The organism is Falsiroseomonas sp. HC035, from assembly GCF_050563525.1.
In the GTDB taxonomy this organism is placed as follows: domain Bacteria; phylum Pseudomonadota; class Alphaproteobacteria; order Acetobacterales; family Acetobacteraceae; genus Falsiroseomonas.
On the sequence record NZ_JBNXUN010000019.1, the window covers coordinates 24,936 to 42,708 of the forward strand.

The following is a 17,773-nucleotide window of genomic DNA, read 5'->3' on the forward strand; positions in this document are numbered from 1 at the left end:
ACGCCGGTAGCCACGCTGTAGGCACGCCGGTAGCCAAGCTGCAGGCACTCAGCCGCGGTCGCCCGTCGTGGCGGCGAAGCGCGCGGGCTGCGCGGCCTCGATCTCCACCACGCTCTGGTTCTCGCCGCTGCCGACCACCCGCACGATGCGGGCCGACTGCATGCCGTTGACGCTGAGCGTTTCCGTCGTCGCGCCCTCGCCCGAGCCGGTCACGCGCACCAGCGCGCCGCCGACGATGTTGTGGTTCGGGTCACGGCCATGCACGACGATGCTGTCGCCATCCTGCGTGGTCGTGAGCCACTGCGCCGAGGCGCCCTGGGCAAACCCCGTGGCCAGCAGCGCCGCCGCGGCCATCCGTGTGAACTGGTTCATCGGTCTTCTCCTGTCTCGCATCCTGTTGCGGTACGCCCTTGCGTCCGGGACGGAAGCTAGTGCGGCCGCGTTGCGGCAGGGTGTCGTGCCCCTCGCGGCGGGTTTCGACAGATGGCGCCCCCCGCCGACGTGCACGACACGGACGAAAGCAACGAAATGCAGGGTGTGCCTCAGCGCCAGCCGTAGCGATGGCCGCGCGGCGGCGCATGCCAGTTGCGCCGCTGTGGTGCGGCATAGGCATGGCCGCGGTAGCGCAGCGGCGTCACGTAGCGCGGTGCCACGTAGCGGGGTGCTGGGCGATGACTCCGCCGGTCATCGTGGCGCCGGTCGCGGTACTGCACCGGCGTCGCGTCGAGGGCCATTTCGGCCACGGGCCGCGGCGGGGTAGCCGGCGCGGCATTCGCGGTGCCGGCGGCAAACAGACCGAGGCTGAAGGCGGCGGCGAGAAAAAGGCGGCGCATGATGTCCTCCTGGACGTGCAACGCGGCCAGCATGGCGCCGGGGGCAAGGCGCAACCGGGCCGGGATTGCCGCTTTCCGGAGGCAGATTGCTGCGGAAGGTAACGCCGCTTCACGGGCCCTTAAGCCCCGACGCGCAAAATGGAGAGCATCCGCGCGACCAACCCTGCCCGTGGCGCGCCATCCTTCCGGGGCCAACAATGTCGAGTCCCTCGCCGAAGCTTGCGCCCAAGTCTGCGCAACGCCTGTCGAGCATCCGGAGCCGGCTCGCACTGGGTTACGGCCTGGTGCTCTGCCTACTGCTCGGTCTCGCCGCCGTCGCGGTGCGGGAGGTGAACGCGATCAACGCCAGCCTCGCCGTAGTCGCCGACGTCAACAGCGTGAAGCAGCGCTTCGCCATCAACTTCCGTGGCAGCGTGCACGACCGTGCGATTTCGCTGCGCGACGTCGTGTTGGTTCGCCTGCCGGCCGAACGCGCTGCGGCACTGGCGGAGATCGACAAGCTGGCGGCTGACTACGCCGCCAGTGCGCAGCGCCTCGACGCGATGATGGCCACGGGCGCGGAGGTGACGGAGGATGAACGCCGCATCCTCGCCTCCATCAAGCAGACCGAAGCGCGCAGCATGCCCCTGATCTCCCGCGTCATTGCCCTGCAGGCCTCGGGCGATGGCGCCGCGGCCCATGCGCTGCTGCTGGAACAGGCGCGGCCTGCCTTCGTCGAATGGCTGGCGCGCATCAACCAGTTCATCGACCTGCAGGAAGCGAAGAATGGTGTCGTCGCCACACAGGCGCGCCGCCTGGCGGGTGGCTTCCAGGCGCTGATGCTCGGGCTGGTTGGCGCCGGCCTCCTGCTCGGGATTGGCATCGCCGCCTGGTCGATGCGCGCCATGGCGCCGCTGCGGGCGCTGGAGACGGTGATGCGCCGCATGGCGACCGGCGACCTTGCGGTGGACATCCCGGGCCAGGGCCGCCGCGACGAAGTCGGCGCGATGGCCGAGGCGGTGATGGTGTTCCGCGCGCAGGGCCAGGAAGCGCATATTCTGCGGGCCGAGCAGGAGGCGGGTCGCGAGGCGGCTCAGCAGGCCAAGACCGAATCGTTACGTGGCATGGCCAATCTGGTGGAAGCGGAGACGCTGAAGGCGATGACGCGCATCGTCGAGCAGGCCAGCGGCCTCGCCGCCGATGCCAGCGCCATGGCGGCCGCGGCGGCGCGGGTGGACCAGAATGCCGGCGCGGTCGGCGCCGCCGCCGATGCCTCCCTGGCCGTGGCGGAGACCGTCGCGGTGGCGGCGGAGGAGCTGACGACCTCGATCCGCAGCATCTCCGGCCAGGTGCGGGAGGCCGCCGAGGTCGGGCGCGCCGCCGCTACCGACAGCACCAAGACCGAAACCGTGATCCTCGACCTGTCCGGCGCCGTCAGCCAGATCGGCGACGTCACGCGGCTGATCCAGGAAATCGCCGGCAAGACCAACCTGCTGGCGCTGAACGCGACGATCGAGGCGGCGCGCGCCGGCGATGCCGGCAAGGGCTTCGCCGTGGTGGCCGGGGAAGTGAAGGCCCTGGCGACGCAGACCGCCAAGGCGACGCAGGAAATCAGCCAGCACATCGAGGCGGTGAGCCAGCGCACCGCCGCGGCGGTGGAAACCGTGCGCCGCATCGCGCACTCCGTCGCCCGCATGGACCAGCTCGCGGCGACACTCGCCGAGTCCGTCGGCCAGCAGGATCAGGCGACCAGCGCCATCGCCCGCAGCATCGCCGACAGCACCCAGGCGACACGCGACGTCTCCCGTCGCATCGGCCAGGTCTCCAGCGATGCGCGCGATGCCGGCACCCGCGCCGAACGCAGCCGCAAGGAGACGGAGGATCTGGCGGCGGAGGCGCAGGGGCTGACGCATCACGTGGTCAGCATCCTGCGTTCCTCGGTGCCAGAGGTGGACCGCCGCAACGGGCCGCGCCGGTCGACCGAGGGGAGGGCAACCCTGGTGCTCGGCGGAACCGGCAGCATCGTGGAACTGCGCGACATCAGCGAAGGGGGCGTTGGCGTCGTCGGCGCCGTCACCGCGCCCCTGGGCACGCGCGGCAGCCTGCAGATGGAGGGCCAGGCGCAGCGGGCGGTGGAACTGCGCGGAGTGGACGGCACCAGGGTGCGGCTCGCCTTCGTCCGGGACATGGCGGGTCAGGCCGCTGCCTGAACTCAGCCGGCGGCCGGGCTGTTCTGCGCGGCGATGCGGTCGCGCAGCCAGATCTGCGCGGCCGCGTTGCTGTCGCGCCGATGCCACAGCATGGAGATCTCGAAGCGGCGCGGCGGGAAGGGCAGCGGGCTGACGGTCAAGGCCGCCGTATTGGCGCAGGCCATGCAAAGGCGGCGGGGCAGCGTCGCCACCGCCGGCACCTGCTTCAGCAGCATCGGGATGGACAGGAAGTGCGCCGTCGCCATCACCACGCGGCGGCGCTGCCCCAGCCGGTCCAGCTCCTCCTCCACCCAGCTCGTGAAGTCGCCATGCAGCGAGGGGACGATCTGCGGCAGGGCGCAGAATTGCTCCAGCGCGATGGGCGCCGCGATGCCCAGACGGGCGCCGTCGAAGACGCAGGCCTGCACCTCCTCATACAGCACGCGGCCCTCATGCCAGCGCCGCCTTTGCGGCAGCAGGCCGAGCGCCAGGTCAATCTGGCCGGCATCCAGCATCGCCGGCGCCGAGTGCCGGTCCACCGGCAGCACCGCGATGCCGATATCCCAGCCCGCCGCTGCAACTTCCGCAACAAAGCCGCCAAGCAGCACCGCCGCAGCATAGTCGCCGGCGCCGATGGTGAAGACGCGGCGCCCCGCGGCCGGGTCGAAGGGCTGCGCCGCATCGGGTGACAGCGCGCTGGCAGCCAGCACCAACGCATCACGCATCGGCTCCGCCAGGCGTTGCGCGCGGGCCGTCGGTTCCATGCGCCCGCCGCTGCGGATGAACAGCGGGTCGCCCACAGCCTCCCGCAGTCGCGCCAAGCCATGGCTGACGGCGGATTGGCTCAGGCCGAGCAGCATCGCGGCGCGGGAGACGCTGCGGGTTTCCATGACGGCATCGAACAGCTTCAGCAGGTTGAGGTCGAGCGCCGTACTATGAATCCGGTTCATGTCGATATGCCAATACCCGCCGTTGCGGCAGATCATCGCGGGCAAACATGCGGCGTCGCAACAGGAACCTTTCCATGTCCGTATCCGCACAAAGGCCGCGCTGCGTCGTCATCGGCTTCGGCCCCGGTCTCGGCGCCGCCATCGCCCGGCGCTTCGCCGCGGAGGGTTTCGGCGTCACCGGCCTGGCACGCGACCCTGCACGCCACGCGGCGTTGGGCGGCCCCGGCGTCAGCCTGGCCAAGGCCGATGCCGGTGATGCTTCGAGCCTCACAGCTGCACTGGCAGGCGGGGCGGAGGTGCTCGTCTACAACGCCTATCGCGCCAGCATCGCCATGCCTGGCCCGTCCGCCCTGGCGCCCGCGGACCTTGCGGCGGATCTTGCCGTCAACGTCACCGGCGCGCTGGCCGCAGTGCAGGCGGTGTTGCCGGGCATGCGGGCGGCGGGGGGCGGCAGCCTGCTGCTGACCGGCGGCGGCCTGGCGCTGAGCCCGACCAACTGGCTGCCCGCCGCCTCCCTCGCCATCGGCAAGGCCGGGCTGCGGAGCCTGGCGTTGACCCTGCATGCGGAGCTGGCGCCGGAGGGAATCCACGCCGCGACCGTCACCGTCGATGGCCCCGTCGCCCCTGCCACGCCGTTCGACCCAGACCGCATCGCCGAGGCCTTCTGGCAACTGCACCGCGACCCGCCCGGCGCATTCCGCGCCGAGGTGGTCTTTCGCGGCTGAGGAGAACACGCCCATGCTGACCCGACGCACTCTCGGCCTCGCCGCCGCAGGCCTCACCTTCCTGCCGCTGTCCCGCGCCGCCGGCTACACGCCGGGACGCGGCCTGGAAATCGCGAAATACGACCGGCCCGGGGAGGGTTCGGTGAACTCCTACCTGCTGATCGGCCCGCGCTCCGTCGTCATCATCGATGGCCAGCGCACGCTGGTGGAAGCGCGCCAGGTGGTGGCGCTGGCACGCGGCCTCGGCCTTCCGGTGGAGGCGATCTTCCTGAGCCACGAGCACCCCGACCATTGCGGCGGGCTGAGGGCCATCACCGACGCCTTCCCAGATGCACCGCTGCTGGCCAGCGAGCCGACACGGGATTGGCTGGCGCGCAACGGCGCCGGAATGATGGCCTTCATGCGCAGCATCTTCGGCGACCGCGCGCCGGACAGCGTGCCGATGCCGACCCGCGTATTGCGGCCGAACGAGCGCATCACCCTGGCCGGCTCCGAGTTCACCGTCGATCAACTCGGCCCCTGCGAGGCGTCGGAAGGCATGACGCTGCTGTATTCCGAGGCCGACAGCCTGCTCGTCGCCGCCGACCTGTTCGGCAACCGCGCCACGCCCTGGCTGCTGGATGGCACCACGCGCGGCTGGATCTCCGAGCTCGAGAAGGCGGCGCCGAAGTACCGGGACGTGCAGACCGCCCTGCCCGGCCATGGCGCGGCCGCGCCGGCCGGCGTGCTGATCGCGGAGCAACTCGCCTATCTCCGCGATTTCCACGCGCTGGTGCAGGCGGAAATGCAGGGCGGCGTGGTGTCGGATGCCGGAAAGGCGCGCATCCGCGCCGCCGTCATGGCCCGCCATCCCGGCGCGCCACGCGTGGCGCCGCAGCCGAACCTGATCGAGCTGAACGTCGATGCCGTGGCGAAGGAGCTTTCCGGTGGCTGAAAGCCTCTCACGCCGCGCCATCCTCGCAGCCGCCGCCGGCCTGCTGGCGGCCAAACCCGCGCGCGCGCAACAGCCGCCCGAGATCCTGGCGCGCTTTCCCAGCGGCACCTTCCTGGAGAACCTGGTGGTGCGCGGCGATGGCAGCGTTGTCTTCACCAACTACTTCGCCCGCCGCCTGGAGCTGTGGACCCCGGCGTCCGGCGCCGCCGCCTTCGCGGAGGTCCCGGCGCATCCGGTCAGCCTGACGGCGCTGCCGGGTGGCGGCATGGCGCTGGTCGTCCACGGCGCGCCGTTCAATGGCGGGCCGGCGGCCATGCGTGGCAGCGGCGCCGTGCTGCTGCTGGATGCCACCGGCGCCGCGCAGCGCCGCATCGCGCTGCCGGACGCCATCTTCCCGAACGGCGCGCTGCTTCTGGCGCCGGACCGCCTGCTGGTGGCGGACAGCGCGCTGGGGCGGGTGTGGCTGGTGGACCTTGCCAATGGCGGCGCCACGGCGTGGCTGGATCATCCGATGCTGCAACCGGTCGCCGGCCGGCCCTATCCCGGCGTGAATGGCCTGAAGCGCCAGGGCGATGCGCTGCTGCTGTCCAACTCCGCGCAGCGCCTGCTGCTGCGCCAGGCGATGGCCGGCGGCGCCGCGGCGGGAGAACCCGTGCTGCGTGCGCGGATGAGCACCGGCGTCGATGATTTCGCCCTGGCGAGCGATGGCACCATCTACGCCGCGACGCATGCACGCGGCTTGGCGCGGCTGGCCGCCGATGCCGATACGCCCAGCGTCATCCCGGCACCCGGCGTCGAGGGCAGCACGGCCGTCGCCTTGACGCAGGACGGCCGCGCCTTGTTTGCGTTGGGCACCGGCGGGCTGCTGGAGGGTGCGACCGGGGAGGCGGTCCTGGCGCGGGTGGCGCTGTAGCCGCGCGGGGCTTGCCCCCTGGCATGGGCCCCGGACTTGCCACCGGGGCGGAGAGGCGCAGACTTCCGGCTGAACCCGCCGGAGGCCCCGCCATGCGCCATCTTCGCCTCGCCGCCCTCGCAATCTCGGCCCTGGCGCCGCTCGCCACGCCCGCCCTTGCGCAGACCACGCTGCGCATCGGCATCGGCGCCGATCCTGCCGTGCTGGACCCGGCGCAGTCCGGCAGCTTCGTCGAGCGCGTGGTCTTCGCCGCGATGTGCGACAAGCTGGTCGACATCGGGCCGGACCTGCAGTTCCGCCCGGAAGTCGCCACCGCCTGGGAATGGTCGGCGGATGGCCGCGCGCTGACGCTGACGCTGCGGGATGGCGCGCGATTCCAGGATGGCGCACCGATCGATGCCGCGGCGGTGAAGGCGAACCTCGACCGCTACCGCACCACGCGCGAAAGCCGCCGGCGCAGCGAGTTGCAGCAGGTGTCGGACGTCCAGGCCGTTGATGCGCGCACCGTCCGCCTGGTGCTGTCCGAGCCCTTCGCGCCGCTGCTGTCCGTGCTGTCCGACCGCGCCGGCATGATGCTGTCGCCCGCCGTACTGCCGATGGCGGAGCGCGTCGGCGAGAACCCGGTCTGCTCCGGCCCCTTCCGCCTGACGCGGCGCGTGGCGCAGGACCGCATCGAGATGGAGAAGTTCACCGGCCACTGGAACGCCGCGAACATCCATGCAGACCGCCTGGTGTTCCAGCCCATCCCGGACAGCAACGTCCGCCTGCTGAATCTGCGTGCCGGCCAGCTCGACCTCATCGAGCGCGTCGCGCCCGTCGATGTGCCGAGTGTGGAGCGCGATGCGCGGCTGCGCCTGGTGGCGGGGGATTCCATCGCCTACCAGACGATGAGCCTCAATGTCGGCAACGGTCCGATGGCGCAGCGCCCGCTCGGCCGCGACCCGCGGGTGCGGGAAGCCTTCGAGCGCAGCATTGATCGCGCCATCATCAACCAGGTGGCGCTGGAAGGGCGCTTCAGCCCCAACAACCAGCCCGAGGCCCCCGGCACGCCCTATCATTTTGCGGACCTCGCCGCACCGCCGCGCGATCCGGCGCGGGCACAGGCGCTGCTGCGGCAGGCGGGGCATGAGCGCGTGGCCTTCACGCTGAAGGTGCCGAACCAGCCAGTGGAGGCGCAGGTGGCGGAGATCATCCAGGCCATGGCGCGGGAAGGCGGCTTCGACATCAGCATCGAGACGCTGGAATCCGGCGCCATGGTGGCCGCCACGCGCCGCGGTGACTACGAGGCCGCGATCGCCATCTGGTCCGGACGGCCGGACCCGGACGGCAACATCGCCTTCTGGCTGGCCTCCGACGGGTTCCTGAACTGGGGGAAGTACGCCAATCCGCGGCTCGATGCGCTGCTGGCGCAGGCGCGCGCGGTGACGGATGTGGCGCAGCGGCAGGCGCTGTACCGCCAGGCTGCGGAGATCTGGATGGCCGATCGGCCGCACCTGATGCTGTACCACCACCGCTGGTTTTGGGCGATGCGGCGTGGCGTGGAAGGCTTCGTGCCGAGCCCGGACGGCATCATCCGCTTCGCCGGGCTGCGGGTAGCGCGTTGAGACGGGGCGCGGCCCCCGCACCCGGCCCTCTCCCCCCGAAGTGGGGGGAGAGGGCTATTGGTCAGCCGCGCTCGATGCTGTTGGGCAGGGAGGCGGCGTTGGCCGGGGCGTTCAGCGGCACCCAGACGGTGCGCTGGTTCTCGCCATTGCCGACCGTCACGGCGCGGACGCCCTCGCGGCCCGGCTGGACGAAGCTGTCGTCGAAGTGGCGCACATCGGCACCACCGCCGGCCACGTCACGCGCCACCACGGCGCCACCGCCGACGATGTTCTGCGTCGCATCCGGGCCATAGACGACGGAGGCATTCTCACCGCTGCCGATCACGCGGGGGTAGGACGCGCCATCGGCGAAGGCGGGCGCTGCGAGGCCCAGGGCGCCGGTGGCCAGGATGGCGGCGGCGAAGCGATTGAAGCGGGTCATGTGTCTGTTCCTTTGATTACGTGTTGGTCGTTCAGGTCGTTCAGCTGCCGACGAAGCCGCCGGCCTGGGCCAGGGCGGTGTTCGCGGCGTTGGTGTCGGCGGGCACCCAGGCGGTGGCGGCGTTCTCGCCGCTGCCGATGGTCACCGGCACCAGGCCGGCGCGGGGCTGCTGGGCGAAGCGGGCGTCCAGGTGGCTGATCTGCACGTCGTTGCCGGTGGCCTGCCGCACGGTCACGGCACCACCACCGACGACGTTCTGCTGCGCATCGGGACCATGTTGCACGGAAGCATTCTCGCCGGTCCCGACCACGCGGGGATAAGCGAAACCATCGGCCATCGCGGGGGCTGCCAGAAACAAGGCGCCGGCGGCAAATAGCGCGGGGGTAATGCGGGTGAAGCGGGTCATCTGCGTATTCCTTAACTCGTCTCTGCCGATACCAGCCGCTTCGCTGCGGCTGCCGTCTGCGTTACGGCCCAGATGGGGACTGCCTGTCGATTTCCCCATCGCTTCGACGCATCGCCGCCATCACCGCAACGGATGACACGCCCGCGTGAGGCAGGGTTGCACCCGCGGCGGTGACGCCAGTGGGGGTGCAGCGTTCGCTTCCCTCCCTCGCGGCCGCGCGCTACCTGTCGCGGCGGGAGAATGCCGCCATGACCGCGCTTGCCGACGAAGCCGCCCGCCTGCTGGAAACTGCCGCCCACGCCGCCCGCCTGGCCGCGCGGGACTTGGCCGTGGCACCGCGACCGCAGCGGGATGCGGCGCTGTTGGCCGCCGCCGCGACGCTGCGGACGCGGGCGGAGGCAGTGCTGGCGGCGAATGCCGAGGACCTCGCCGCCGCCCCGGACCTCACCGCCGCCTTCCGCGACCGCCTGGCGCTGACGCCGGCGCGGGTGGAGGCGATGGCCCGCGCGGTGGAGGAGGTGGCGGCCCTGCCCGATCCGGTCGGCCGCGTGCTGTCGGAATGGACACGGCCGAACGGTCTGGTGATCCGCCGCGTGGCGCAACCGCTCGGCGTCATCGGCATGATCTACGAAAGCCGCCCGAATGTCGGCGCCGATGCCGCGGCGCTGTGCCTCAAGGCCGGCAGCGCGGTGATCCTGCGCGGCGGCCGCGAATCGCTGCGCAGCGCGCTGGCGATCCATGGCTGCATGGTGGCCGGGCTGCGCGAGGCCGGGCTGCCGGAGGCGTCGGTGCAGGTCGCGCCGACCTCAGACCGCGGCTTCGTCGCGGCGATGCTGCGCGCGGCGGGGCTGATCGACCTGATCATCCCGCGCGGCGGCAAGGGGCTGGTGGAGCGCGTGCAGCAGGAAGCCCGCGTGCCGGTGCTCGCCCATGCCGAGGGTCTCTGCCACACCTACATCCACGCGGCCGCGGACCCCGCCATGGCGCGCGCCATCCTGGCCAACGCCAAGATGCGCCGCACCGGGGTCTGCGGCGCCACCGAGACGCTGCTGATCGACGCCGCCATCGCGCCGACCCTGCTGCCGCTGCTGGTCGTCGACCTGCGCGCGCTCGGCTGCGACTTTCGGGCCGACGACAGGGCACGCGAGATCCTGCCCGAATTGAAGCCCGCCACCGACGCGGATTTCGCCACCGAATGGCTGGATGCGATCCTGTCCGTGAAGGTGGTGGATGGCGTGCAGGACGCGCTGGACCACATCGCCCGGTATGGCAGCGAGCACACCGAAGCCATCGTCACGCAGGACGAGGCGGTGGCGACGCGGTTCCTCGGCAACCTCGCCTCCGCCGTCGGCATGTGGAATGCCTCGACGCAGTTCTGCGACGGCGGCGAATTCGGCTTCGGCGCCGAGATCGGCATCGCGACTGGCCGCCTGCATGCGCGCGGGCCGGTCGGGCCGGAACAACTCTGCACCTTCCGCTACCAGGTGATCGGCAGCGGCCAAACGCGACCCTAGGCAGGACCAGACGCATGAAAGCCGTCATCGCCGCCGCCCTCGCCCTGCTGGCGCTGCCGGCCGCCGCCGCCTGTCCGGAACCGGCGGAGGTCGCGCGCCTGGCCGGCGCCATCGTGGATCGCCGCGCACCACCGCCGCCGGTCCAGGGGATGGACTTGGCCGATGCGGCCTGCGCGCGAGACCGGCTGGTGGCGCTGCTGGCGCAGCCCTGGGGCGATCGCGTCGGCTGGAAGGTCGGCCTCACCACCCCGGCGGCGCAAGCCCGCTTCGGCGTGCCGCACCCACTCGCCGGCGCCATCTTCCACGGCACGCTGCGCGCCCGATCCGGTGCCGAGATCCCGGCCGGCTACGGCATCGCGCCGGCCATCGAGAGCGACCTGCTGGTGCGCGTACGGGACGAGGGCGTGAACGAGGCCGGCGCCGACCACGTCGCGCTGCTGCGCCACCTGGACCAGGTGATCCCCTTCCTCGAACTGCCCGACCTGGTGCATGGCCCGGCCACCGCCTGGTCCGGGCCGCTGCTGCTGTCGATCAATGTCGGGGCGCGGCTCGGCGTGGTGGGGGAGCCGATCGCGGTGCAGGCGACGCCGGATTTCGCCGCTGCGCTGGGCACGATGCAGGTGGCGCTGACCGAAGGCGGGCGGGAGGTTTCGCGCGCGCCCGGCACGGCGCTGTTGGGCCATCCGCTGAACGCGCTGTCCTGGCTGGTGGCGGACCTGCGCGCGCAGGGACGGCGGCTGCGGGCGGGCGAGTATGTTTCGCTCGGCGGCTTCTCCCCGCCGCTGCCGGTACGGGCGGGGCAGGATTACGTCGCGACCTACACCGGGCTGGCGACTGACCCGGTTTCCGTGGACGTGCGGATCCGCTGATCCCGTGACTCTCAATCCCTGGGGGGACCGCCGCCTGCGCCGCATCGGGCTGCTCGGCGGCAGCTTCAACCCGGCGCATGCCGGGCACCTGCACGTGGCGCGCCGCGTGCGGCGGGCGTTGCGGCTGGATGAGGTCTGGCTGATGGTCTCGCCGGGCAATCCGCTGAAGCCGGCGCGCGGCATGGCGCCGTTCCGCGAAAGGCTGGCCTCGGCTTGGCGCATCGCGGATGGAAGGCGGATCCGCGCCACCGGGATCGAGGCGGCGTTTGGCACGCGCTTCAGCGTGGATACACTGCGGCAGTTGCGGCGGCGCTTTCCGCGGGCGCGCTTCGTCTTCGTCATCGGCGCGGACAACCTGTGGCAGTTGCCGCGCTGGCAGGGCTGGCGGGACATCGTGGCGCACACGCCCATCGCCGTGCTGCCACGCCCCGGCTGGACGCGGCGTGCGCTGGCCGGGCAGGCGGCGCATCTTCTGGCGCGGCACCGGAGGCGACCTGGCGCGTTGCTGGCAGGGCCGGCGCGCGGACCTGCGCCCCCGGCCTGCGGCCATGCGCCGTGGTGCTTCGTGCCGGCGGCGGAACACGCAGCCTCCGCCACCGCGATCCGCGCCGCAATGCAGGCCGGGTGACGGGCCGCCGCCAGGGAGGCGGCGCAACGTGCCGTGCCGTGCTACAGGGTGCCACAAAGACAAACGACAGGAGGCGGTCATCGCCCGCACGCCAAAGACACCCGAGTCGAAGACCCGGGACACCAAGCCGAAACCCCGCGCCACCCCTGCCGCGGCACCCGCCACACGCACGCGCGCGGCAGCGAAGCCGAAGGCGGAGGCATCGGTGAAGCCGAAGGCCGCGGCCAAGCCGCGCGCCGCCGCGGCACCAGCCGCAAAGCCCGCCGCCAAGCCGCGCGCCGCCGCCAAGCCGGCTGCCAAGCCCACCGCGAAGCCCCGCGCCGCCGCGGCCCCAGCCGCAAAGCCCGCCGCCAAGCCGCGCGCTACCGCCAAGCCGGCAGCCAAGCCCGCCGCGAAACCCCGCGCCGCCGCGGCACCAGCCGCAAAGCCCGCCGCCAAGCCGCGCGCCACCGCCAAGCCGGCTGCCAAGGCCACCGCGAAGCCCCGCGCCGCCGCGGCACCGGCCGCCAAGCCGCGCGCCACCACCAAGCCGGCTGCCAAGCCCACCGCGAAGCCCCGCGCCGCCGCGGCACCGGCCGCCAAGCCGCGCGCCACCGCCAAGCCCGCAGCGGCGCCGAAGCCGCGCAGCCGCAAGGCGGCGCCGGAGCCCGACACGATCGAGGTGGCCGATGCCACACCGGCCGCGCCGATGCCCAAGGCCCGCAGCCCGCGCAAGCCGAAGGCCGCGCCCGCCACGCCCGATGAGGCAGCCCCCGCCGAGGCCCCTCGCCCCACCCGCGCCCCGCGTGCCGAACGGCAGAAGGTCGAACCGGCCCTGCTTGACCGCCTGGTCGAAGCAGCGCGCGAGAGCCTGGATGCCGACAAGGCCGAGAACATCCTGGTGCTCGACGTCACCGGCCGCGCCGACTACGCCGATCGCCTGGTGATCGCCACCGCCGAAGCCGACCGCCAGATGCAGGCCATGGCCGTGCACCTGGAGGAGGCCTTCGAGAAGGAGGGCCTGAAGCTGCGCCGCGACAACATCCAGGCCTCGCCGGACTGGGTGCTGATCGATGCCGGGGACCTGGTGATCCACCTGTTCAAGCCGGAAGCCCGCGGCCTGTATGCGCTGGAGCGGATGTGGGGCCCGGACAGCCCCGCTGCCACGCCGGATGCGGAGGAAGACCGCACGCCGCTGCCGGACGATGGCAGCGTGCCGGAAGCCGGCATCGAGGAGGATGACGACGACGTCTAGGGGCTATCGCCTGATCGCCATCGGCCGGCTGAAGCCGGGGCCGGAACGCGCGCTGTTCGAACAGCACGCGGCACGGCTCCGGCCGGAGATCACCGTCACCGAACTGCCGGAAGGCCAGGGCGGCAACCCCGCCGAGATCCGCCGGCGGGAGGGGGCCGCCCTGCTCGGCGCGCTGCCGGATGCGGCCTTCGCAGTGGCGCTCGACCTCGGCGGCGGCGCGCCGACGACGGAGGCGCTGGCCGCTCTGGTCCTGAAGTGGGAGGATACCGCCCGCCCCATCTGCTTCCTGATCGGTGGGACGGAGGGGCTGGACCCCGCGGTGCTGGCGCGCGCCGACCACCGCCTGTCGCTCGGCCCGCTGACCTGGCCGCATTTCCTGGTGCGCGGCCTGCTGGCGGAGCAACTGTTCCGGGTGCAGGCGATCCGCACCAATCACCCCTATCATCGGGCCTGGCGGCCTGCTTGAATCGGCGGCGAACCCGGTCGGAGCCGCCGCCATGACACTTCTCATCCTTGCCGCCCTGTTCTGGATCGGCGTGCATGTCGGGCTTTCCGGCACCGCACTGCGCGGCAAGGCGGTGGCGGCGGTGGGGGAGAAGCGGTTCATGATTGGCTTCTCCGTGACCTCCGTGGTGGCGATCTTCCTGCTGGTGCTGGCCTGGCAGAATGCGGAAACGACGTTCCTGTGGGCGGCCGGGCCCGGGCTGCGCTGGGTTCTGGCGGCGCTGATGCTGCCGGCCTTCGTGCTGTTCATGGCCAGCCACAAGCGCAACCCCACCGCCGTCGGCGCGAAGGGGCTGGGGGAGGAACCGCGCGGCATCCAGCGCATCACGCGCCACCCGATGCTGTGGTCCTTCGCACTGTGGGCCGCGATCCACATCATCGGCAATGGCGACAGCGCCAGCCTGGTGTTCTTCGGCGCCTTCCTGGTGACGGCGCTGGCCGGCATGCCCTCCATCGACGCCAAGCTGGCGGCGCGAGACCCGGAGGCCTGGGCGCGCTTTTCCGCGCGCACCAGCATCATCCCCTTCGCCGCCATCGCCGCCGGCCGCAACCGCCTGGCACTGGGCGAGATCGGCTGGATGCCACCAGTGGTGGGCCTGGTGATCTGGGCGGCGCTGCTGCACTTCCACCGCGGCATCTTCGGCGTGCCGGCGATCCTCATGTAGCCACATCGGCACTTGATGCGACATTGAATCGGATCCATTGCCCAGGCGGACTGGGAGGCGACCGGGATGATGCGCGCTGCGCCGTGGGAGCCTCCGATGTCGGCGGAGGAGCGTTTCAAGGCCCTGTTCGTCCCGGGCCGGCTACAGACCCTCTATCACCTCGCGCGGGAACGCCGGCGTGGCGAGCAGGAAATCCGCCTCGTTCCGGTGCTTGCGGATCGCAGCCGCGTCTCGCTCGATATCGGCGCCAACAAGGGCGTCTGGAGCGAGGCGCTGCGGCCCCATTCCTCCAGCGTGCATGCGTTCGAGCCCAATCCGAAGATCCACGAGGTCCTGCGGCGCGGCATCGGCTCCGGCGTCACCGTCCACGACATCGCGCTGTCCGACACCTCCGGCAGCGCGGAGCTTCGCGTGCCGAGGCACCGCAGCGGCGGCTATTCGAACCAGGGCGCCTCGCTCAGCACGGAGAAGATCGGCGCGGCGGAGTACGGCAGCGTCGTCGTGGATGCGCGCCGCCTCGACGACCTCGACCTGGGCGAGGTGGGGTTCATCAAGATCGACGTGGAAGGCTTCGAACTCGCCGTCGTCGAGGGAGCGCGGGAGACGCTGCGGCGCCATCGTCCGAACATGGTGATCGAGATCGAGGAGAAGCACACCAGGCGCCCCATCGCGGAGCTTCTCGGCGCGGTCTGTGCCCATGGCTACCAGGCCTTCGCGCTCGACCGGGGGGTCCTGCGGCGGACCTCGCAGATCGATCTCGCGTTACGCCATTCCACCCCCGCCAGCCGCCGCGACTACATCTTCAACTGGATCTTCCTGCCGGGCTGACCCTTCGGGGCCGCAACGGCCCTTGAAACGCGGAGCGTGAACCGCCATTCCCTGCGCCGCCTTTTCCTCCCCAGGGACTCGAGACAATGCAGGAAGTGATGACCCCGGCCGATGCCGGGGACAGCCGGCGGGCGCGCGCCGCGCGGCTGGTGCTGTCGCCGCTGTTCCAGCGGGTGGTGATCGGACTGATCATCCTGAACGCCATCACCCTGGGCCTGGAGACCTCGGACAGCGTCATGGCGCGGTTCGGCGGCTTGCTGGAAGCGGTCGACACGTTGCTGCTGCTGATCTTCACCGCTGAGATCGCCTTCCGCATCTACGCCTTCCGCGGCCGCTTCTTCCGCGACCCCTGGGGGCTGTTCGACATCATCGTGGTCGCCATCGCCTGGATGCCGGCGACCGGCCCGCTGTCCGTGCTGCGCGCGCTGCGTGTGCTGCGTGTGCTGCGGCTGATCAGCGCCGTGCCGTCGATGCGCCACGTGGTGGAGGCGATGCTGGCCGCCCTGCCGGGCATGGGCAGCATCGTGCTGCTGATGGGGCTGATCTTCTACGTCTTCGGCGTGATGGCCACCAAGCTGTACGGCGACATCCTGCCGGAGCGCTTCGGCTCGTTGGGGCTTACCCTCTACACCCTGTTCCAGATGATGACGCTGGAGAGCTGGTCCGAGGCCAATGTGCGCCCCATCCTGGCGGTGCAGCCGCTGGCCTGGATGTTCTTCGTGCCCTTCATCCTGATCGCGACCTTCGTGGTGCTGAACCTGTTCATCGGCGTCATCGTCGACAGCATCCAGACCCTGCGCGCCCAGCGCGAGAGCGTCGATGTCGCCGCGACCCAGGCCGCGGCCGACGCGGCGCGCAGCGAACAGCACCTGGACAGCCAGATGCTGCTGGCCGAGATCCGAGCCCTGCGGGCGGAGATGGCGGCGTTGCGCGCAGCCCAACGTTGACCCTCGGGCGTTGACCCTTTGGGCCTGCCAGCGGTAGGCACTCCGCACCGCCACAGCCGCCGGACGCCCCGCCCATGCCCGCACCCGCCCGCCGTCCCGTCATGCTGGCGATCCTGGACGGCTGGGGCTGGCGGGAGGAGACGGCGGACAACGCCGTGCGGCAGGCCCGCACGCCGCATTTCGATACGCTGTGGCAGGCCGGCCCACGCGCCTTCCTGCGCACCTCCGGCCTCGATGTCGGACTTCCCGAGGGTCAGATGGGCAATTCGGAGGTCGGCCACCTGAACATCGGCGCCGGCCGCGTGGTGATGCAGGACCTGGTCCGCATCGATGCCGCCTGCGCCGATGGCAGCCTCGCCACGCTGCCCAACCTGGTCGCCCTGATCGAGCGGACGAAGGCGGCCGGGGGCGTGCTGCACCTGATGGGCCTGCTGTCCGAAGGCGGCGTGCACAGCCAGCAGGACCACGCGCTGGCGCTTGCTCGCGTCGCGACACGGGTCGGGCTGGACGTGCGCGTGCATGGCTGGACCGATGGCCGGGACGTGGCGCCGACCTCTGCCCCCGAATCCGTCGCGCGCTTCGAGTCGGCGCTGCCGCCAGGCGCCCGCATCGCCACGATCTGCGGCCGCTACTTCGCCATGGACCGCGACAACCGCTGGGACCGCGTGCGCCAGGCCTATGACGTGATGGTGGCGGCGAAGGGCGCGCGCCACGCCACGGCGCAGCAGGCCATCGCCGCCGGCCACACAGCCGGCAAGACCGACGAGTTCCTGCCCGCCGCCGCCATCGGCGAGTATCGCGGCATGAATCACGGCGACGGCGTGCTGTGCTTCAATTTCCGCGCCGACCGGGTGCGGGAGATCATGGCTTCCCTGCTCGACCCGTCCTTCGCCGGCTTCGAGGCCGACCCGACCGTGCGCTTCGCCGCCTGCGCCGGCATGACGGATTATGGCAGCGCGCTGGCTCCCTTCCTTCCGGCGCTGTTCCCCCCGCAATCCATGCAGGACATCCTGGCTGCCGTCGTCTCCGCCGCCGGGCTGCGCCAGCTCCACATGGCCGAGACCGAGAAGTACCCGCACGTCACCTACTTCCTGAACGGCGGCGAGGAGGTGGCCTATCCCGGGGAGGACCGCATCATGGTCGCCTCCCCCCAGGTCGCCACCTATGACCTGCAGCCCGAGATGTCGGCACCGGAGCTGACCGACAAATGCGTCGCCGCGATCAACTCGGGAAAATACGACCTGATCGTGCTGAACTACGCCAATGCCGACATGGTCGGCCATTCCGGCAGCCTGCCTGCCGCGATCAAGGCCTGCGAGGCGGTGGACCAGGGGCTCGGCCGCATCGCCGCGGCCATCGGCGCCGCCGGCGGCTGCCTGCTGGTCACGGCCGACCACGGCAATGCGGAGCTGATGCGCGACCCTGTGACCGGCGGCCCACACACCGCCCACACCACCAACCCGGTGCCGGTGCTGCTGATGGGCGCGCCGGAGGGTGCCGGGCTGGCCGACGGAAGGCTGGCCGATATCGCGCCGACCCTGCTGGCCCTGCTCGGCGTGGCGCAACCGGCGGCGATGACGGGGCGGTCGCTGCTGCGGGGCGGCTAGACCTCGGTCTGCGCCTTCGCGTC

At 71.7% G+C, this 17,773-nt stretch carries 19 protein-coding genes; 14 read left to right on the top strand and 5 right to left on the bottom strand.

The genetic code is table 11. The features are described from left to right. Positions 1-48 precede the first annotated feature (48 nt). Both ACLF3G_RS25205 and ACLF3G_RS25210 read right to left on the bottom strand, forming a co-directional pair. Entirely contained in the window at positions 49-372 is a 324-nt protein-coding gene (locus ACLF3G_RS25205; protein ID WP_430672156.1) for a hypothetical protein, read from the bottom strand. Between the two features lie 170 nt (positions 373-542). Further along, complete coding sequence (locus ACLF3G_RS25210; protein ID WP_430672157.1) at positions 543-833, bottom strand: hypothetical protein; 291 nt, start codon at positions 831-833, stop codon at positions 543-545. A gap of 197 nt (positions 834-1,030) precedes the next feature. Here ACLF3G_RS25210 and ACLF3G_RS25215 point away from each other — a divergent pair, with 197 nt between their 5' ends. Further along, positions 1,031-3,022 carry a methyl-accepting chemotaxis protein gene (locus ACLF3G_RS25215; RefSeq protein WP_430672158.1) on the top strand — a complete coding sequence of 664 codons (1,992 nt, stop codon included), beginning with the start codon at positions 1,031-1,033 and terminating at the stop codon, positions 3,020-3,022. Positions 3,023-3,024: 2 nt separating this feature from the next. Here the strand turns inward: ACLF3G_RS25215 and ACLF3G_RS25220 are convergent, their stop codons facing one another. Beyond that, on the bottom strand, positions 3,025-3,951 hold the full coding sequence (locus tag ACLF3G_RS25220) for a LysR family transcriptional regulator (RefSeq protein WP_430672159.1): 927 nt from the start codon (positions 3,949-3,951) through the stop codon (positions 3,025-3,027). A gap of 74 nt (positions 3,952-4,025) precedes the next feature. On the opposite strand from ACLF3G_RS25220, the gene ACLF3G_RS25225 reads away from it, so the two are divergent. From ACLF3G_RS25225 to ACLF3G_RS25240, 4 genes are all read left to right on the top strand, one after another. Next, a complete protein-coding gene (locus tag ACLF3G_RS25225) occupies positions 4,026-4,676 on the top strand; it encodes an SDR family NAD(P)-dependent oxidoreductase (RefSeq protein WP_430672160.1) in 651 nt (216 codons plus the stop codon). Positions 4,677-4,689: 13 nt separating this feature from the next. After that, a complete protein-coding gene (locus tag ACLF3G_RS25230; protein ID WP_430672161.1) occupies positions 4,690-5,610 on the top strand; it encodes an MBL fold metallo-hydrolase in 921 nt (306 codons plus the stop codon). After that, complete coding sequence (locus ACLF3G_RS25235; protein WP_430672162.1) at positions 5,603-6,523, top strand: hypothetical protein; 921 nt, start codon at positions 5,603-5,605, stop codon at positions 6,521-6,523. Before ACLF3G_RS25230 ends, ACLF3G_RS25235 begins: the two co-directional genes overlap by 8 nt. 92 nt (positions 6,524-6,615) lie before the next feature. After that, positions 6,616-8,127, top strand: a complete 1,512-nt coding sequence (locus ACLF3G_RS25240) for an ABC transporter substrate-binding protein (RefSeq protein WP_430672163.1) — start codon at positions 6,616-6,618, stop codon at positions 8,125-8,127. Between the two features lie 61 nt (positions 8,128-8,188). Here the strand turns inward: ACLF3G_RS25240 and ACLF3G_RS25245 are convergent, their stop codons facing one another. Together ACLF3G_RS25245 and ACLF3G_RS25250 are read right to left on the bottom strand one after the other, a co-directional pair. Further along, positions 8,189-8,548: a hypothetical protein gene (locus ACLF3G_RS25245; protein ID WP_430672164.1), complete on the bottom strand. Its 360-nt coding sequence runs from the start codon at positions 8,546-8,548 to the stop codon at positions 8,189-8,191. 40 nt (positions 8,549-8,588) lie between these two features. Then, positions 8,589-8,954, bottom strand: coding sequence for a hypothetical protein (locus ACLF3G_RS25250; RefSeq protein WP_430672165.1), 366 nt, complete (start codon positions 8,952-8,954; stop codon positions 8,589-8,591). A gap of 248 nt (positions 8,955-9,202) precedes the next feature. Here ACLF3G_RS25250 and ACLF3G_RS25255 point away from each other — a divergent pair, with 248 nt between their 5' ends. The 9 genes from ACLF3G_RS25255 to gpmI all read left to right on the top strand — a co-directional run bounded on the left by ACLF3G_RS25255 (position 9,203) and on the right by gpmI (position 17,750). After that, positions 9,203-10,468, top strand: a complete 1,266-nt coding sequence (locus ACLF3G_RS25255; protein WP_430672166.1) for a glutamate-5-semialdehyde dehydrogenase — start codon at positions 9,203-9,205, stop codon at positions 10,466-10,468. Positions 10,469-10,482: 14 nt separating this feature from the next. Next, positions 10,483-11,337 carry a 2-keto-4-pentenoate hydratase gene (locus ACLF3G_RS25260; protein WP_430672167.1) on the top strand — a complete coding sequence of 285 codons (855 nt, stop codon included), beginning with the start codon at positions 10,483-10,485 and terminating at the stop codon, positions 11,335-11,337. After that, complete coding sequence (locus ACLF3G_RS25265; protein ID WP_430672168.1) at positions 11,222-11,965, top strand: nicotinate-nucleotide adenylyltransferase; 744 nt, start codon at positions 11,222-11,224, stop codon at positions 11,963-11,965. The genes ACLF3G_RS25260 and ACLF3G_RS25265 overlap by 116 nt, the downstream gene beginning before the upstream one ends. Before the next feature lie 205 nt (positions 11,966-12,170). Further along, entirely contained in the window at positions 12,171-13,199 is a 1,029-nt protein-coding gene (gene rsfS, locus ACLF3G_RS25270) for a ribosome silencing factor (protein WP_430672169.1), read from the top strand. After that, positions 13,183-13,665 (top strand): 23S rRNA (pseudouridine(1915)-N(3))-methyltransferase RlmH, encoded by a 483-nt coding sequence (locus ACLF3G_RS25275; RefSeq protein ID WP_430672170.1) that lies wholly within the window; start codon positions 13,183-13,185, stop codon positions 13,663-13,665. Before rsfS ends, ACLF3G_RS25275 begins: the two co-directional genes overlap by 17 nt. Positions 13,666-13,696: 31 nt before the next feature. Next, positions 13,697-14,368, top strand: coding sequence for an NnrU family protein (locus ACLF3G_RS25280; protein ID WP_430672171.1), 672 nt, complete (start codon positions 13,697-13,699; stop codon positions 14,366-14,368). 96 nt (positions 14,369-14,464) lie between these two features. Then, on the top strand, positions 14,465-15,196 hold the full coding sequence (locus tag ACLF3G_RS25285) for an FkbM family methyltransferase (RefSeq protein WP_430672172.1): 732 nt from the start codon (positions 14,465-14,467) through the stop codon (positions 15,194-15,196). A gap of 98 nt (positions 15,197-15,294) precedes the next feature. Beyond that, positions 15,295-16,143, top strand: a complete 849-nt coding sequence (locus tag ACLF3G_RS25290) for an ion transporter (RefSeq protein WP_430672173.1) — start codon at positions 15,295-15,297, stop codon at positions 16,141-16,143. Positions 16,144-16,217: 74 nt separating this feature from the next. Continuing rightward, entirely contained in the window at positions 16,218-17,750 is a 1,533-nt protein-coding gene (gpmI, locus tag ACLF3G_RS25295) for a 2,3-bisphosphoglycerate-independent phosphoglycerate mutase (protein WP_430672174.1), read from the top strand. The last annotated feature ends 23 nt before the right edge of the window (positions 17,751-17,773 follow it).

Coding starts and splice junctions, on each gene's coding strand:
- ACLF3G_RS25205 (WP_430672156.1), bottom strand. CDS start 372: ATGAACCAGTTCACACGGATGGCCGCGGCGGCGCTGCTGGCCACGGGG.
- ACLF3G_RS25210 (WP_430672157.1), bottom strand. CDS start 833: ATGCGCCGCCTTTTTCTCGCCGCCGCCTTCAGCCTCGGTCTGTTTGCC.
- ACLF3G_RS25215 (WP_430672158.1), top strand. CDS start 1,031: ATGTCGAGTCCCTCGCCGAAGCTTGCGCCCAAGTCTGCGCAACGCCTG.
- ACLF3G_RS25220 (WP_430672159.1), bottom strand. CDS start 3,951: ATGAACCGGATTCATAGTACGGCGCTCGACCTCAACCTGCTGAAGCTG.
- ACLF3G_RS25225 (WP_430672160.1), top strand. CDS start 4,026: ATGTCCGTATCCGCACAAAGGCCGCGCTGCGTCGTCATCGGCTTCGGC.
- ACLF3G_RS25230 (WP_430672161.1), top strand. CDS start 4,690: ATGCTGACCCGACGCACTCTCGGCCTCGCCGCCGCAGGCCTCACCTTC.
- ACLF3G_RS25240 (WP_430672163.1), top strand. CDS start 6,616: ATGCGCCATCTTCGCCTCGCCGCCCTCGCAATCTCGGCCCTGGCGCCG.
- ACLF3G_RS25245 (WP_430672164.1), bottom strand. CDS start 8,548: ATGACCCGCTTCAATCGCTTCGCCGCCGCCATCCTGGCCACCGGCGCC.
- ACLF3G_RS25250 (WP_430672165.1), bottom strand. CDS start 8,954: ATGACCCGCTTCACCCGCATTACCCCCGCGCTATTTGCCGCCGGCGCC.
- ACLF3G_RS25255 (WP_430672166.1), top strand. CDS start 9,203: ATGACCGCGCTTGCCGACGAAGCCGCCCGCCTGCTGGAAACTGCCGCC.
- ACLF3G_RS25260 (WP_430672167.1), top strand. CDS start 10,483: ATGAAAGCCGTCATCGCCGCCGCCCTCGCCCTGCTGGCGCTGCCGGCC.
- ACLF3G_RS25265 (WP_430672168.1), top strand. CDS start 11,222: ATGTTTCGCTCGGCGGCTTCTCCCCGCCGCTGCCGGTACGGGCGGGGC.
- ACLF3G_RS25275 (WP_430672170.1), top strand. CDS start 13,183: ATGACGACGACGTCTAGGGGCTATCGCCTGATCGCCATCGGCCGGCTG.
- ACLF3G_RS25280 (WP_430672171.1), top strand. CDS start 13,697: ATGACACTTCTCATCCTTGCCGCCCTGTTCTGGATCGGCGTGCATGTC.
- ACLF3G_RS25285 (WP_430672172.1), top strand. CDS start 14,465: ATGTCGGCGGAGGAGCGTTTCAAGGCCCTGTTCGTCCCGGGCCGGCTA.
- ACLF3G_RS25290 (WP_430672173.1), top strand. CDS start 15,295: ATGACCCCGGCCGATGCCGGGGACAGCCGGCGGGCGCGCGCCGCGCGG.
- gpmI (WP_430672174.1), top strand. CDS start 16,218: ATGCCCGCACCCGCCCGCCGTCCCGTCATGCTGGCGATCCTGGACGGC.